We start from the raw sequence: 16061 nt of genomic DNA on the forward strand, positions 1-16061 counted from the left end.
TTTCGCGACTTCGACTCGTTCACCTGCGCCCCTGTCGCAATAATCTCCCATCTCCACATAACCCGCAACTTGGGTTATTAGATAAAGACATTCCTACACAGCTTTTAATTGGCATTGGTCATAGTTCACATCTGCCCTTTGACAGAAGACGAGATAACAATGCCCTCCAATTCTGGCGATGCCAGAATTGGAGGGTTAGAAGGAGTCTGCAAGTCGATTTGTTGAAAGCGTGAATGCTCGGACTCAAGCAGGAACTACGCAAACTCCACTACCTTCTGGTTAAAGTTGAGTCGGTTCTCGCCCGTGGGGAAGCCTGCCTTGCCGTCACCATCCACGTCCACATTACTGTGAAGGTTGGCGTACAGGTTCCCTGCCAGTAATGCAGCCTGTTCATCCGGCTTCAACTCGAAATTGGCTGAGATGTTACCGGATTTACCATCAGCATTTATAGTGTTCTCCAAGAATCGAACCACTGTAGCATCGGCAAAATTACCGCGATCGTCTCCAGAAGGACTGAAGTGAAGATGAGTCCCGCTCAGTTGATTACCTTCCTTATCCTCCGGTACAGCTAGGAAGCCATCAACCAAGGCTTTGGGATCAGAGCCGTTGAGGATTTCAGCTTTGGGATCGATTTCCTTTTCTCCCTGGCTAAATAAAGGTGCTCCATCAAAGTCTTTGAATGAGCCTTCCACTTTGAAATTACCCTTGTCATCTAAGCTGAGGTTTGCCTCAGATGATCCTTTACTATCATTCGGAAAAGGAAATTCCTCTGCCCCAGACTTAGCCTCAGCCTGGTTGAAGCTGAAACTGTCGGTGCCGGGGAAGATGAAGTCGTCGCCAGCATCGCCAACTAATTTGTCAGCCCCTTTTGTCCCATTGTGTTGCTTGAAGTCCTCAGACATTTTGGGAATGGGGCTTTCAGCCGGACCTGCGTGGTTGTGGTCAGCACTACTACCCAGATCTGCTTGATTGTTCAACGATGATTCAAAATCAGATGTTTGAATCGATGACCCTTTCGAGGCAAGTGTCGCAGAGTCGGAATGCTTTGAGGCATCTGCCCCAATGTCACCTCCTGCCTGTTGAGTTAGGTCATTGTGCTCCTCATTAGATCCATGAATACCAGCCATAACAAAATTCTCCTACATTTACTTAAAATTCAATCGGGTTGGCACGATGAGTCGTGCATTTATGCCGCTTTTGCAGCTTGACCTGTTGCACCAGCCGCTAGCCTGTCAAGGTCTTGAGAACTGACCTGGACAAAGTTCTGATCAGAAATGTCGCCTACGTTCGTGAACGTCAGTGAAGCTAGAATGTGCTCTGAAGTTTTATCAACGACGACAGTGTTGTTCTTACTGTCTAAGGGCTGATCAAGTCCTCCAGTCTGAGGGTTAGTGCCCTGTCCAAATAGAATGCTGTCCAGGGTCAAGCTATCAGTCAATCCAAACTGGTCGTTCGCTGGATCAAAGTCGAATACCCGATTGGTCGCCTCTTGTCCCAGTGTGATCAGGTCTTTGCCTGTCCCAGTTGTCACCGTGTTGAAGCTGCCCTCTGTGTCCCCTCTGATGATGTCAGAGCCACCAGCTCCAATGACGGTGTTACTGCCACCGCCACCATCGAGGAAATCTCCGTTAGCACCTAACCGCGCTGCCAAATTCTCCTCATTCCTAACTTGGGTGGGATCAAGAGACTTTGTATCTGCCAATGCGTCAGGCGAAACGTGCAGCCCGTCTTCTGCTGACTTGCTACCGGATGAACTGCTGCCAGATTGAGATTTCGCACTCTTGTCTAAGTCGGCAACCTTTTCACCGGATTGAGATCCTTTACTCTTGTTGTCGTTGGGATTTTCACCGTCCTTATTTTTTGCCTCATTCAGCAAAGCGCCAGCTTGACTTTTCGCCTTATCAAATGCATCAAATGCATCAAATGCAGTGTCTTTGAATTCTCCCAAAGTGTCACCAACTTTACCCTTCAGATCCTTCGCTTTGCCCTTAGCATCGCCAAACGCATCAACCGCCTGATCTAAGGCTGCATTAAAGTCGGACTCTTGCACTGATGACCCTATTGACTTGTTCGCAGAAGCGTCACCCGCATTAGGATCTGGGTTGATGATATCGCCGTGAGATTGGTTGTGGTCCTCTAGTTTGAGATGATTATTTGCAGATTCCATAGGTATCCTCTTCACATCTGTGATTGCTGAAAAGATTGGCAAGTTGCCCACGGGAAGCCTTGTGATCGTGATTTGAGGTTTAGTAATTCGTCTTTCTGCTCTCCGACTCACCGCTGACCTACCCGATCAACGGCTCTAGAAGCCAATTGCTGGACAAAGAAAACTAGATTGAGTGCTTTCAAGTCTATTCAGCGAGAATTCCCCAGTTCCTACAGCCATTGTCTGAATGATCGTTGACCGCAAGCTGACTGCTACCCAATTTGTGCCGCGACTCAAAACTTACACAGCCCCCGCACCGCTCTGAAATTCTGTCTCTCAAGGATAGGAAGTTCAGAGTAGATGCTTTACATCTATTGAACGCATCCCCTATTCATATTAACTCTGTTCAAAGGTAGAGATAATACTTCTTCTGGAAAAGAAAACTAGAAGTATTTGAAGTTATGTTCAGTGGTGGTTTTCGCCCCCGAACTATTTGTTGGAAAATCTAAGATGAGCAAGTATTACCGCCGGACTTGCCTAAATCTATGTCTTTGGAGAGTGTTTCGAGGTGCCTAACATTTAATACAAAAATGTAAAGCGGCTTAAATTTTTGTTCGATTTTGAGTCTAATAAATTTTTGGGTTAGGGGAAAATGTCTCAGGGGCTTCTACTTTTAGATGGAGGTGGTTTCGTTGACCTACTTCTGGTCGTTTATCGGATTAGCCAGGAGCAGAGTCAACGGTTTGATGGACTTGCCAATCAACTCGCCTGCATTCGCCATGATCATCCGGATCGGATTGATTGCTGGCAAGCCTGGTGGGACGAACTCATATTACGGGTTCATTCTCAACCGGGTTGGTATGCAGCGGTTGCATTGCCAGGACACGAGTACAACTGTTTTTGGGGTCCTTATGCTGATCCTCAAACGGCGGTACAAGTTGCCCAAAAACATACAGGAGCTTGTCCATCTGTCAATACTGTAGAAGTCCCTTCTGTTCGATTTCCAAATAATTTGCCCTGGGTTGCTCAAGTCGGTTGAACACTTCCCCACCTCTGTTTTGGGGTGATTGAGTTGGTCTCATGATTGGGCAACTATTGACTGGACGGTATTTAATCCTACAAGCGCTAGGGAAAGGTGGCTTTAGTGAGACCTTCCTGGCACGAGATAAGTATCTCCCACATCATCCCCTGTGTGTTGTTAAATGTCTCAAGGCACTTCCTTTTGAAGTGGCTCGACGGATATTTGACACTGAGGCTCAAGCGTTGCAAGAACTTGGGCGACAATGTGAGCAGATTCCGCTGCTTCTGGCGCAGTTTGAAGTAGGAGATCGCGCTTACCTGGTGCAGGAGTACGTTGAAGGGGAGAATCTGGAACACTGGCTCGATCAGGGGCGGCGTTTTTCTCAGAAAGATGCTGTTTGTTTGCTGCTGGACGTTCTACCCATCCTGGAGTTCATCCACTCTCAGGATTTGATTCATAGGGACATTAAGCCCAGTAACTTAATTCGACGTACAGACGGCAGGATTGTCTTGATCGACTTTGGTGCTGCCAAATGGCTGAATAATGACTCTGCGGTGATTGAGGAAAAGCAGTCGCTCTCTGACCCAACGACTGAAGCAATTGTGACGATCGGCACTCCTGGATACATGCCGGAGGAGCAACAACAGGGACAAGCTGACTTCAGCAGCGATCTCTATTCCTTGGGTGTTTCGGTTATTCAACTTTTAACCGGAATTCATCCCCGGCAGCTCAAGAAAAACCTTTCGTCTGGTGAAATTGAGTGGGAGTCTTACTTAAAAACGCCACTCGATTCGCGTCTGGTCACAATTCTAAACAAGTTGGTGTGTGTCAATCGCAAAGACCGCTATCGTCAAGCCTCAGAGGTTCTAGCTGATCTACAACAATCAACCAAAGCCCCTAAACCCAGCAGCCAATGGGCTAAAATCCGCATTCCTGCCTTGTCTGTGTCTCCTCGATGGGCTACAGCGGTAGGAGTTTTGTCATTGATCACGACAGTCGGGTTCGTCGGTGTTTGGCAGTTCTCGGTGCGGGGTGGGCAGATGAGCGAAGCGATCGCGTCCATGTTGCCCATGTCCAATCAAACAAAACTAACGCTCAAGCACGATTTGGTCGTTGAGAATCCCGTTGATCTTCATACCGTGAGTGCGATCGCTGTGAGTCCTGATGGTGATTTATTAGCTGCCAGTAAAGACCAGTCGTTGTACTTATGGAACCTGCGATTTGGGCGATTGGTTCAGACTCTCAATGATCATCAGACTCAGGTAGCCGCCGTCGCCTTTAGCCCGGACGCTCAAATGATTGCGGGTGGTGGATCTGACCAGGTGTTGAAAATCTGGGATGTCCGCACCGGAAAGATCCTGCAAACCTTTGCAGACCTAGGCGCACCCATGACGGCTGTATTGTTTGCGCCTACTCAACAACTGGTGATTGGTGCCGTTGGTGAACGGCTCCAGGTTTGGGATCTGCGGACTGGAGAACTCCAAAAGGTATTCGCAGGGCACAAAGGGAAGATCAATCATTTGCTCGTCAGCGAGGATGGCAGAACCTTATACAGCCTGGGGGAAGATCGGGCGATCGCCTGGAGTTTAGATAGCGGCGAACTCCTACGGGTATTCCCTAAAGAATCTGGCATGGCAATGACCGGGCGAGTTGAAAAACAACACCTGGTCACGGTTCATTCAGATGGAATGCGAATCTGGGACAAAAAAACAGGTGTCTTATCTCGCGTCGAGCGAGACACTTCACCTCATCCATTGGATATGAAAACCGTTCGTTGTTCAGACCGATACCTTATCACCAGTGATTCGGATCAACGGTTCAAAGTTTGGGAAATATCAATGCTTAGGAAATAGTCATGTTAAGCAAAACATCAGAGAAAACAATGCATCGCGTCCGATGGGTGTTGACCCTTGGATGGTTGCTCCTCATTGCATCCCTGTACTTTGACCCGGTTACAAAATTCTTTTTAGACCCCAGCACAACCTGGAGTCCATTTCGGCTTGATCCATCGTCTTATCTTGACCCGGCAACGTGCCCCAAGATTCAAGGGCAGTGTGTTGTTCAAGACCCTCGCTATATGAGTGCCATGATTTGGTGGACGATTATCGTGCCAGCCGCTATTTTGATTCTGATATCTGTTGGTCATGAGTTTTGGAGGCGCATTTGTCCGCTTTCGTTCATTTCCCAAATCCCACGCGCATTGGGTATTCAGCGCAAGCGAAAAGTCATTGATGTTGCCGGAAATGTTCGATGGGAGGTCGTCATCATTGGAGACAATTCCTGGTTGGGTCGTAACCGTTTGTACGTGCAGTTTGGGTTATTTCTTGCAGGACTATCAGCGCGTTTGCTGTTCGTTAACGCTGATCGCACGGTGCTGGGATTGTTTCTACTAGGAACTATGCTCTGTGCAGTTTTAGTGGGCTACCTGTACGCTGGAAAGTCGTGGTGCAACTATTTCTGCCCAATGGCACCCGTGCAATTGGTCTATACAGGTCCGCGATCGCTCTTAGGCAGTGAAGCGCACCTTAAGCCCAAGCCTGCAATTACCCAGTCCATGTGCCGCACTGTAGACCCACAAACGGGGCAAGAACTCAGTGCCTGTGTTGCCTGCAAGTCTCACTGTATTGACATTGATGCAGAAGATTCCTATTGGGCAGGACTCAACGATCGCGGACGAGATGTGGTCGCTTACGGCTACTTAGGGGCAGTCATCGCCTTCTATTTTTACTACTGGCTGTATTCCGGGGATTGGAGCTACTACTTTTCTGGCGCTTGGACACGGGAACAAGGTCAGATGACTCACCTGTTTGATCCAGGGTTTTACTTCAATGGGTTAGCCATTCCCATTCCTAAGCTCTTTGCCGCTCCACTCACCTTTGTTGTTTTTGTAGCTGTTTTTGTGGGGATTGGACGACTGGCTGAGAAGGGATGGTGCAACTTCCAGTCGGTTCAGGGGCGACCTGTTTCATCAGAGCAAGCACGCCATTTTATGTTCACCGTCTTTACAGCCGTGTCCTTCTGGACCTTTTTCACCTTTGGGGCACGTCCCTGGGTGAATCGGCTGCATCCAGTCTTGTTCTATGGTTTCAATGCATTAATCGCCGCCTTGGGGTTTGCATGGTTACTGAGAACCCTGCATCGGAGTCATGCTCAATATGAACGTGAACGCATGGCAACCAGTCTCCGAAAGCAGCTCCGAAAGATTCTAGACCCCTCCATGCTAGAAGGGCGATCGCTTGAAGATTTAAGTCCGAACGAGGTCTATACGTTGGTCAAGGCGTTAGACAAACTGTTGCCTGAGATGTCCAAGCAGTCACGGCTTCAGGCGTATATCGGGGTAGTTCAGGATCTTCTGAGTCAACAGGTCGTAAGTGAATTGAACAGTTTGACGTTTTTTAGTAAGTTGCGGCAAGACCTCGATCTCAAGGATTCAGACCACTTTGAGGCGATGGAATCAATTGCTCTTACCCAACCCAGTCTTTTAGTGTCGCAGGAACTGCCAAGCTCCACTCCTCCTGACTCTGAAACGGTTGCCAAAACCTTGCGGAGAAGGCGCGATCGTAACCAGACTATCACCTTCGGTGAGGCACCCGGTCGGTCTCGACGGTAACACCATCCAGCAATCTGATTTGTTCAAGCAATTTAGTGCGGGTATTTTCTTATGATGAAATTCAAATCAGTCAACTTTCAGCAGCAGGTATTCAACGAATACGCACTCCCTCAGAAATACCCTGGACAAACCGAGTGGATCATCGGACGGTGCGACACCTGTGATCTGATCTTAGATAGTCCCGTTGTTAGCAGTGTGCATGGTCGTATCCATTTCACCGAGGGGGAGTACTATTTTGTTGATCTGGGCAGCCGCAATGGTTCGTTTGTCAATGGCAAAGACGTACAGCCCAATCAACGAGAATTGCTCCAGCTTGGCGACTTACTCCAGCTTGCAGAGACCTACCTGCATATTGAAGAACTCGAACCAGTTGACCTCTCAGTCCCATCAATCATGCCAAGCCATTTACAGGGATCTACCTGGACGGCTGAAGAAATCACCGTGCGCTGCTGTCGCATTATTCAAGAAACCTCAGATGTCCGAACGTTCTATTTTGTCGCAGAGCCTGCCGTTCGGTTTGATCACTACCTGCCAGGACAGTTTACTAACTTAGCGGTTGAAATTGATGGACAGCAGGTGATCCGTCCTTACTCCATCTCATCGTCTCCAACCTGTCCAGGCTCTCTCGCTTTGACGATTAAGCGAGTGCCCAGCAGTACTCCTGATGTGCCGCCAGGACTTGTTTCTAACTGGCTACATGACAGCCTGATTGTGGGCGATCGTCAGAAGCTTTTGGGTGGTCCATTAGGTAGTTTCACCTTTCTACCGGATGCTCCATCCAGGCTGCTCCTGATTTCAGCAGGCTCCGGCATCACTCCCATGATGTCAATGGCACGATGGGCTTACGATTCCTTTGCCGATATTGATATTGTGTTTCTCCATAGCGCCTGCACTCCAGAGGATATTCCCTTCTACGACGAGCTGCTGTTGATCGACAAACACATGCCGAACTTCCAACTGGAGATTACGGTGACCCGGCAACGTCCCGGAGTGTCATGGGCAGGGCACAAAGGGCGAATATCCCCAGCAATGCTCCAGCTTGCTGCGCCCGATCTGCATGAACGTTCTGTTTTCGTGTGTGGTACTGATGGCTTCATGCAAGAAATTTGTTCAACCTTGGAAAAACTTAACTTCCCAATGGACAATTATCACCAGGAGAGCTTTGGTGGATTCAGGGCATTTGAAGAAGCTCCAGACTCAGCGGAAGACGATGTATGGGCTGAGGAGAGCGCCCAGCAGGAGCATGTACCCATCCAGCAGGATCAAGGACAGACTCAGATCGTCACCAGTAATAGCAGTAGCTTAAATGAGAATCAGCCTGATTCCGCTTCCGTGGTTACGTTCACTAAGTCTCAGAAAGAGATTGCTGGCGATCGTGATCGCTCCATTTTGGAGTTGGCGGAAGAGGCAAGAGTTTCAATCCCTAAAGCTTGCCGGATGGGTGCTTGTGGCACCTGTAAGGTTAAAGTTGCTCAAGGGTCGGTTGAATATAAAGCAGCCCCTACAAACCTTACTTCAGCCGACAAAGAGGCAGGATATACACTTGCCTGTATCGCAGCTCCCGTTGGTCGAGTTGCTGTAGAAGCGTAACAGATGCAAAAAGTGGAGGTGTTACACTTCCACTTTTTGCATCTAGTCGTCATTGTGGCTACTGATTAGACTGATCCGATGAACTTGGTTTGGACTGCTGAACCGCCGAGACTTGACGCTCACTGGTTTGTGGCTCAGTTGTTAGCGATGGGGCTAAATCGCTAGGAGCATATTGTACGGCTAACCAATAACGACCAGCCTTCTGTGGTTGAGTCCCTGTAAAAACGACCGTGTACTCGCCCGTTTCCGGCAATTTCATGCGGATAAACGCATCAACGGTTCCAGGAGCCGCGTTTGTTCTGGCAATCAACCGGTTGCCAGAACCATATAGCAACACGTAAGGGGTCAGGCTTAAGTTGTTTACCTTGCGAGAGTCCTTGCTCCCTTTGACTTGAATTTGAACAGGAGTACCCGCTTGTCCAGAAAATTTGTAGGCTTCCAGGTAGTATCCGTTCAACTTGGCATCCCTACTGTCGAGAATTCCCGGCAACACCGTTCCTAGCTTAATCGGGGTTGTTCTAACCTGAGTACCTGCTTGACCGTCTGTAACCATTTGTTCGCCAATCGGTTGTGCTGGTGCTGGTTGCGTCTGTTGAGCATTGACCTGATTATTCAGTACAACAGGCACTAGCAGCAGTCCAAAAATAAAGCCAGGTAACATTCCTACACCTAAAAGGTGCAACAAACTTGAACTCAACCGATGAACAGATCTGACCACAACCATAAGATTTCCCTCAAATGTAAAAGGTGACGTTGATTTTGAATGTCCTAAATTGAATCGTCTTGACTGCCTGCCATGCCTCCAAGCAAATCAGAGCTATCGACTCTGACCGTTGACGCATCCGAAACTTTAGGTGCCCTGCTGTTAATCGTCATTGCTCTGGTGGTGTTGAAAGCAGGGCTAATTAGAAGCGGACGATTTCTCAGCAGTGAATCTGTAAATGTGCTCAGCGTCACGGCGTTTCCCAAATGCCGAGAAACGTTGTCTATGTCTTTGGGCTGTGGCAACGAATCAAACGGACTGAACGCTGTCATGACAGTCGTTGTTTGCATAGTGGTAGGTGTTGTTCCTTCTTGCGTCACGCTCGCTCTGAGTTGATCAAACGCTGCCATTCGTTCTTGAATTGATGAAGGTTTATCTTCAATAGGGATTGTGGTAAATTGCTCCCGTGCCATTGTTGAGAATGCTCGATGTGAAGTCATCCCATCAATAGACTTCACGGTTTGTACTTTTATCTTTTCCGTTGCGCCCAAAGTCTGTTCTTTCTCTGAAACAGGAACTATTGCAACGGTTTCAGAAGCAGGCGTGGGCACTGTAGCAACCGTTTTGATCGGGGCAGTCGCGGGAATGGGAACTGTTGAGACTAATATCTGTTTTGGTTGAGCCGATGAGATCGCAGCCGGTTTGACATCAACCGCTAATGCGTTGTCTGTTTCACTGCCGACGGTGGCTGGCTCTGTGGAGACTTGTGCGGTCACAACGCTATCAGTAGAAGCGGGCATCCTGGCAACGGCTGTCCTGGTTGTGATTTTGTCAGGTTGCCCTAAATGATCGGTTGCCAGTTGAAGGAGTTGCTGTACCTGAGCGCTTTGGAAGATGGGCATTCCCTTCAATCGATCGAGTGATTTGAGCGCACTATGCCAATCCTTTTTGGCGATCGCCGTGCGAACCATTTCAAACTGCTCTCCCTGTTCACCCCAATCCTTTTGCAGTTTTTTGGCTTGAGAAGAACTGGTGCTAGAAGGGGCAACTGCATCCAGCATGGCTAAAGCAGTTTGAATATCACCCTTCTGATATTTGTCGTTGGCGTGTTGTAGCAAACTCTGTGAAAACTCATCCTTGACCTGCTGTGCGTGAGCAAAGTGCTGACTGTTCTTTGGAATCCCTTCCAGGTTCAAAATAGCTTGTTTAAACTGGTTATTCTTTGCTTCCGTTTGCGCCTGCCCAATGAGCGACTCATACCTGTCTTCCAGGTCTTGAGGCACTGGTCCAGGAGAATCAGTTAAAGAAATATCATTGCTGGCAACATTTCCTTGTCCATCGTTTTGCGTCACACCATAGGTAATCGCTGCGAGAATAACCAGCAAACTCGCCAGGGTCCACCGATTTAGAAGAATCATGAGAAGCCTCCATGAACGTGATTAGGTAGAAAAGTACAAAAACCATTCAGCGTAAACTATGCGCCATAGAAGGCGCTCCATTGACTAGAACTGACGAAATAGCGAAACTAGCGGGATTTGAGAGAGTAACAGTAATAGAAATATTCCGTGATTCGAGCGTATCATCCTACAAGCAATACTTTCTCTATCTCTTGTTAGAAAAAGTAGGATTATTTGCTCATCGAGCCGATCGTAAACCGTCGAATGCTCGGACGATTTCCCCGAATACGAAACTAATCGGTGCTCTTGATTCAATCTTGATATTGGCGGTTGTCGCCATGCCAGGAGTTAAATTGAATCGTTCACTCCGCTTCTCTAAAAACTGCTGATCTAAACGAATTTCCACCGGAAAAGCGGTTGTTTGTCCCGTGCGGTCAATGGGCACAGCATCGCTGCCAACCCTGGAAACCACTCCTTTCACCGATCCAAATTCGGTAAATGGAAACGCATCAATTCTCACCTCTACGGGCATTCCTTCCCGGATTGACCCAATATCCTTGTTTGCCACCTGCACCCGTGCGATCAGCGACTCGTTTGGAACCACCTGAAGCAAGACCTGTCCCGGTTGTGCCAAAACACCTGGCACTCTCTGTCCTAAATCAAAGACAACACCAGTAACAGGGGAGCGTAAATCCTGTTGCTCCAGGTCAAGGTTGGTCTGATCCAGTTGAGCGCTGATTTGAATCAGTTGCCGCTGGTCATCTTTGATGACGGTATCAATCTGAGTATCGATCGCTGCCAATTCCCGCTGGAGTCCTTGAAAGAACTGCCCTATCGTTTGATCCCCATCGGCTTGTGCCTGCATTACGCTCGACATCAGCTCACTTTTCTGTACGCGATTTTGAACCACCTGATTTTCCAGGTTACTAACGTCTAACGCCCTTTGTAAGTAGCTGTTGCGGGAAATCGCTCCTGCTTTGACCAGCGGTTGCAACCGATTGACGATTTCTTGCTCGACCTTCAATCGCCCCGATGTGGTTGAGCGTTGAGCGTTTGCCCCAGACACTTGTGTTTGTAGGGCAGACACTCTGACTGAGTTGATAGAGACCTGCTTCTGTAACTGCTGGCGGAACAGTTGATACCGTTGATGCTGTGCCGGAGCTAAACCACTGCCATCTCCAGTAATTTGAGCAACGAGTAACAGCCGATCTTGGACCCGATTCCGCAACTCAGGCGAAAGCCCTTCACCCGATAGAACAAAGCGCCCTTCCCTGGCTGCCCGCAGCACTTCGACCTCTTTGACCAGTAAATCCCATTGCCGGGAGAGCGCATCCTTGCGGGTCAGCAGGGGCTTCTTGTCAATCTGCATCAACAACTGGTCTTTCTCAACCTGTTCACCTTCTCGGACTTGAATCGAGGTAATCATTCCGCCCGCGCGGGATTGAATTGCCTGCGATGCAGAAAGTGGCTCCAACTTGCCGCGTGAGGACACCACCACATCGACCCTGGCAAGAAATCCCCATCCGGTGGCTAACGTCAACCCAATCACAATGATTGTGGTGGTACGCCGAGAAATCTTGGATGGGAGTGGCAAATCCAACGCGGGATTATCCAACGCTTTCTCTGCTGTCTCTATGGTTGATTGGTATCGCTTTTGCAGTGTCCCAACCATGTTTCTAAACCAGCGGTTGTTCCAACGATTGTTCATAGAAATCCCCTTTGACTACACAACTACACAGCTTCGGTTTTTTGCTGTTCCGATAAGCAAAAATAGCGCCCCTGTAACGCCATCAACTCCGCATGAGTGCCCTGCTCTACCACACATCCCTGCTCCATCAGCACAATGAGATCGGCATGGCGAATCGTGTTCAAACGGTGCGTGATGAAGAAAACGGTGCGCCCCTTAAATTTCTTTGCCAAATTCAGACACACTTGTTGCTCTGTGTTGTAGTCCAGAGCAGACGTGGCTTCATCAAGAATCAGTAAGCGAGGATTTCGTAACACCATTCGAGCGATCGCAATCCGCTGCCGTTGCCCACCAGAGAGCTTTGCTCCCCGTTCCCCAACCTGAGTGCTGTAGCCATTGGAGAGCTGCATGATAAAGTCATGAGCATCTGCGACTCTCGCCGCTTCAATCACGTCTTCATCGGCAAATGTGTCAAATCGAGTGATGTTGTCCCGGATAGTTCCTTCAAACAGAATCGAATCTTGCGGGACAATGCCAATCTGTTCTCGCAGGGAGAATAGGTCTACCTTGCTGATGTCATACCCATCAACGTAAATGCTGCCTGCATTCGGCAGGTACAGCCGAGGCAGGAGTTTGACCAGCGTACTTTTACCAGAGCCACTTTGACCCACAACTCCAACAAATGAGCCAATGGAAATGTCCAGGCTGACGTTGGATAACTGCAATTGCCCCGGTTTGAAGCCGAAGCTAATTGCTTCATACTGCACCCACCCTTCAACGGGTGGTAGCGCGACATTACTTTCATCCTCTGGCAACACCTCGGTTGGAGCTTCTACAATATCTGTCAGTAGCTCCAACGAAAGGGCTGTTTCCTGGAACCGTTGCCATAGTCTTGACAATCGCACCATCGGACCCACAACATACCCGGCAATAATGCGGAAGGCAATTAATCCCCCTAACGTCAACTCTCCTTTGAGAACTAATTCAGCTCCAATCCACAGCACTAGTAGGCTGCTTAAGGTGTTGATCAGGTTGCTTAAGGAACCGAATGATGTGTTAATCATCCCGGTCTTAAAACTGGTGCCTAAATATTGCAGGTATTGGTCTCGCCAGGTCGCCTGTGCCAAACCTTCCATGTTCTGAGACTTGATCGTAAAAATCCCACCCAGAACTTCAATTAAATAGGATTGAACTCTTGAATTTTGATCTGCTTTAATCCGAATTTGCTTGTTCAGGATGGACGCAACCAATAAGGTCAGGACAATCACGATCGGAACAAATGCCAACACACAAATCGTGAGTTGAACACTGTAAAGCAGCATCACTCCAACGTAGAGGAGTGAAAACACAACATCCAGTACTGCTGTTAATGCTGTGCTGGTTAAAAACTGCCGAATATTCTCTAGTTCTGACAAACGTGCGGATAGTTCACCGACTGGACGCTTCTCAAAGAAATTCAACGGTAAGTTTAGTAAATGACGAACGACAACCGTTCCCAACACTAAATCCACTCGATTGGTCGTACTCGAAAGTAGATAGGAGCGGAGTATTGTTAAAATCGCTTCTAAGGACGAAAATGCAACCATCAAAATCCCAAACATGGGAAGTGCCGCACCACTACTATTGATGATCACTTTGTCAATAATCTGTTGAACTAATAGTGGGTTGGCTAACCCTAAAAGCTGCACAAACACAGAGGCAATCAGAACCTGCATCAACACGCCACGATGCTGATTGAGAATTGGTAAAAACCAACTCACTCCAAACTGCTTGAGTGGCGTTTGTGCGTGTTGCTCGACGATTAATGCTTGGCTGACCGGAGTACCAGATTCAATGCTATCGATCGCGATTTGGTCAGCAGCATCTTCTGGTGGAAGTATGACAATGCCTGTCCGAGGCGACCCTACGACGACTCCGTTGTTGCGAGTCAACTCATACAGAAGTGTCAGCACTCCATCCTGCATGATCAAAGCCGGAAACTGTAAGCGTTTTAAGCCAGCAGCGGTCGGTACAAACTTGATAATCTGTGTTTTTAATCCCACTGCCTCTGCTACCCAGGCGCAAAATAGCAGACTGTCTCCGGTTACATTTTCCCGACGCTGGAGCCATTGCCGCAAAAGATCTGGGCGAAACGGCACTTTTAGCCGATCTGCCAGCATCCAGAAGCAAGCAACCAAATCTTCAACTGGATCAAATTCTCTGGAATAGTGAACCGGGTAATTTTTCAGGAGCTGCTTAAGTTCTTTCGTTTCGCCTCGGTTAAGATTTTGCTCCAGGGCTTCTTGTGCCTCTACCAGAGCGATCGCCGACTGCGATTCCAACATCAATTCTGGTTCGACGGGGATCGTCACTCCATCCTCTTCTACTTCCATTAATGTTGGGAGTGAGCCTTTGAGGACGACAGCCGCTAAGAAGTTGCGGTCAATGCCAATCAGTCGGAGTGGAAACGGGGATCCGTTGGGTGGGTGTAAATCAACGCGAACCGTGATGGGAGTTCCGATTTCTACTCGTTTCGTTTTTCCACTCACAAGCCACACTCGTTCAGAAGGGAGTCGCAGCGTTTGAGTTTCTAAGTGTACCGATTGCGGAGACCAGTGAATGACCAATGCCATCTGCTCCTGTTCGGTGTATCGAGCGACCTCCTTGATGTTGATATCCAGCTTGGTGGGAAATAGCGATAGAAACCGGGACAACGTGTCATAGAGTTCTATCTGTGTCACCTGTTCAGTCAATGCCTCCTCTAAATAGGTGACGGCTAACCGCTCGAAATCATCGGCTGGTAATGCTAAGGTAAGCACTTCGTCTGTTCCGGCTGCCCGTACAGATCCATTCGCAACCCGCCGTAGGAGACTGTCCCACCCTACTACCGCGCCCTCCCCTTTTACCGATAGCGTGGGGCTTTTAGCTGCCGCAGAACCCAACAGCCGAATTTGCCCTTGAACCACGCAATGGACGGCGGGCGGCAATTCCCCTTCTCTGTGAATGACTTCTCCAAGACGGAACGTGCAAAGCGTTAGTCTAGAAGCGACTTGCCCTCTAACATCTGCTGGTAATCGGCAAAATGGATAAACGCTAAAGAAATTGGGGATGAATGAGTCAAGCTGCGACTGTCGTGAATCGATCCCTGTCATCAGACTGCTCCTTTAGTTGTCGCACTGGGAAGGATGCCTTGAACCTGCACGCCGTTCGGCTGTGATTTAACCGATTGAATTTGCGATTGCAGCCACTCCATAAAGAGGTGCTCAATTAATTCCGTTCGCACCGAGTCATTTAAACGAGCAAAAATAAACTGTTCAGGTCGGACAATCCAAAAGCTGCTTTGCACCTGAACAGGACTGTACACCTCTCCTGGTTGCCCACTCCGAAACAAACTGGCAATTTCATTAGGGAGAGTTGAAAATCGAACCGGACCGACTAATCCTCCGGTATGTCGCTCAAAATCTTGTGAATGCTGCTGTGCCAATACAGCAAAATCTGCGCCATCGTCACGGATTTGAAAATATAGCTCTTCTGCTAATGCTAAGTCTGTGACTTTGATGCGTCGGAACCCTACCTGGTCTAGATCCTGCTTCCGCCGCAAAAACTCAGCTTCAATCCGATCTGCAAACAGTAGCCTTTTTAGCTTTCTGACTTGCAAATCTCTCAGAACAACCGTCTTTACATACACTGGGGAAACGCCTTTGCTCTCACACCATTGAACTAAGAACTGATCGAAATCTTCTGGCATTTGAGCTGATCCAGTAAGCGCGCGAACAACTTCTTCCTGGGTCAGTCGAACATGGGGTAAGACATCATCTAGAACCACATGCCCAATCAGTGACTCCAGCAGCTTGTATCGCACCAGAGACGATACAAGCTGTTCTCCCGTTAGCAGGTGATTTCCAATCTTTAAGCAGGCTTCCATATT

11 protein-coding genes are annotated in these 16061 nt (G+C 48.5%); 4 read left to right on the top strand and 7 right to left on the bottom strand.

From position 1 onward, the window contains the following. Nucleotides 1-254: 254 nt before the first annotated feature. Nucleotides 255-1127 carry a CHRD domain-containing protein gene (locus AB3R30_RS20775; RefSeq protein ID WP_458651117.1) on the bottom strand — a complete coding sequence of 291 codons (873 nt, stop codon included), beginning with the start codon at nucleotides 1125-1127 and terminating at the stop codon, nucleotides 255-257. A 59-nt stretch (nucleotides 1128-1186) separates the two neighbouring features. Next, complete coding sequence (locus AB3R30_RS20780) at nucleotides 1187-2167, bottom strand: hypothetical protein (protein ID WP_458651118.1); 981 nt, start codon at nucleotides 2165-2167, stop codon at nucleotides 1187-1189. A gap of 631 nt (nucleotides 2168-2798) precedes the next feature. On the opposite strand from AB3R30_RS20780, the gene AB3R30_RS20785 reads away from it, so the two are divergent. From AB3R30_RS20785 to AB3R30_RS20800, 4 genes are read left to right on the top strand one after another with little or no spacing between them, the layout of a single operon-like run. Then, the gene (locus AB3R30_RS20785) at nucleotides 2799-3185 is read left to right on the top strand and encodes a hypothetical protein (RefSeq protein ID WP_458651119.1); all 387 of its coding nucleotides are present in this window, start codon (nucleotides 2799-2801) and stop codon (nucleotides 3183-3185) included. Between the two features lie 41 nt (nucleotides 3186-3226). Further along, entirely contained in the window at nucleotides 3227-5020 is a 1794-nt protein-coding gene (locus tag AB3R30_RS20790) for a protein kinase domain-containing protein (RefSeq protein ID WP_458651120.1), read from the top strand. Between the two features lie 2 nt (nucleotides 5021-5022). Next, a complete protein-coding gene (locus AB3R30_RS20795) occupies nucleotides 5023-6777 on the top strand; it encodes a hypothetical protein (RefSeq protein ID WP_458651121.1) in 1755 nt (584 codons plus the stop codon). A gap of 51 nt (nucleotides 6778-6828) precedes the next feature. Then, the gene (locus AB3R30_RS20800) at nucleotides 6829-8367 is read left to right on the top strand and encodes an FHA domain-containing protein (protein WP_458651122.1); all 1539 of its coding nucleotides are present in this window, start codon (nucleotides 6829-6831) and stop codon (nucleotides 8365-8367) included. Between the two features lie 58 nt (nucleotides 8368-8425). Here AB3R30_RS20800 and AB3R30_RS20805 read toward each other — a convergent pair whose 3' ends face one another. The 5 genes from AB3R30_RS20805 to AB3R30_RS20825 form a co-directional block, all read right to left on the bottom strand. After that, the gene (locus tag AB3R30_RS20805) at nucleotides 8426-9091 is read right to left on the bottom strand and encodes a hypothetical protein (RefSeq protein WP_458651123.1); all 666 of its coding nucleotides are present in this window, start codon (nucleotides 9089-9091) and stop codon (nucleotides 8426-8428) included. 44 nt (nucleotides 9092-9135) lie between these two features. Beyond that, nucleotides 9136-10488, bottom strand: a complete 1353-nt coding sequence (locus AB3R30_RS20810) for a hypothetical protein (RefSeq protein ID WP_458651124.1) — start codon at nucleotides 10486-10488, stop codon at nucleotides 9136-9138. 217 nt (nucleotides 10489-10705) lie between these two features. Beyond that, nucleotides 10706-12175, bottom strand: coding sequence for an HlyD family efflux transporter periplasmic adaptor subunit (locus tag AB3R30_RS20815; RefSeq protein WP_458651125.1), 1470 nt, complete (start codon nucleotides 12173-12175; stop codon nucleotides 10706-10708). Between the two features lie 23 nt (nucleotides 12176-12198). After that, nucleotides 12199-15285: a peptidase domain-containing ABC transporter gene (locus AB3R30_RS20820; RefSeq protein ID WP_458651126.1), complete on the bottom strand. Its 3087-nt coding sequence runs from the start codon at nucleotides 15283-15285 to the stop codon at nucleotides 12199-12201. Beyond that, on the bottom strand, nucleotides 15285-16058 hold the full coding sequence (locus tag AB3R30_RS20825) for a peptidylprolyl isomerase (protein ID WP_458651127.1): 774 nt from the start codon (nucleotides 16056-16058) through the stop codon (nucleotides 15285-15287). The genes AB3R30_RS20820 and AB3R30_RS20825 overlap by 1 nt, the downstream gene beginning before the upstream one ends. Nucleotides 16059-16061 lie beyond the last annotated feature (3 nt).

The sequence above is a fragment of the Sivoneniella epilithica UHCC 1019 genome (genome assembly GCF_040830845.1).
Classification (GTDB): domain Bacteria; phylum Cyanobacteriota; class Cyanobacteriia; order Leptolyngbyales; family Leptolyngbyaceae; genus ULC077BIN1.

What these genes read in the sequence shown, in the direction of transcription:
- AB3R30_RS20775 (WP_458651117.1), bottom strand. Translation starts at nt 1,127, where the DNA reads ATGGCTGGTATTCATGGATCTAATGAGGAGCACAATGACCTAACTCAA.
- AB3R30_RS20780 (WP_458651118.1), bottom strand. Translation starts at nt 2,167, where the DNA reads ATGGAATCTGCAAATAATCATCTCAAACTAGAGGACCACAACCAATCT.
- AB3R30_RS20785 (WP_458651119.1), top strand. Translation starts at nt 2,799, where the DNA reads ATGTCTCAGGGGCTTCTACTTTTAGATGGAGGTGGTTTCGTTGACCTA.
- AB3R30_RS20790 (WP_458651120.1), top strand. Translation starts at nt 3,227, where the DNA reads ATGATTGGGCAACTATTGACTGGACGGTATTTAATCCTACAAGCGCTA.
- AB3R30_RS20795 (WP_458651121.1), top strand. Translation starts at nt 5,023, where the DNA reads ATGTTAAGCAAAACATCAGAGAAAACAATGCATCGCGTCCGATGGGTG.
- AB3R30_RS20800 (WP_458651122.1), top strand. Translation starts at nt 6,829, where the DNA reads ATGATGAAATTCAAATCAGTCAACTTTCAGCAGCAGGTATTCAACGAA.
- AB3R30_RS20805 (WP_458651123.1), bottom strand. Translation starts at nt 9,091, where the DNA reads ATGGTTGTGGTCAGATCTGTTCATCGGTTGAGTTCAAGTTTGTTGCAC.
- AB3R30_RS20810 (WP_458651124.1), bottom strand. Translation starts at nt 10,488, where the DNA reads ATGATTCTTCTAAATCGGTGGACCCTGGCGAGTTTGCTGGTTATTCTC.
- AB3R30_RS20815 (WP_458651125.1), bottom strand. Translation starts at nt 12,175, where the DNA reads ATGAACAATCGTTGGAACAACCGCTGGTTTAGAAACATGGTTGGGACA.
- AB3R30_RS20820 (WP_458651126.1), bottom strand. Translation starts at nt 15,285, where the DNA reads ATGACAGGGATCGATTCACGACAGTCGCAGCTTGACTCATTCATCCCC.
- AB3R30_RS20825 (WP_458651127.1), bottom strand. Translation starts at nt 16,058, where the DNA reads ATGGAAGCCTGCTTAAAGATTGGAAATCACCTGCTAACGGGAGAACAG.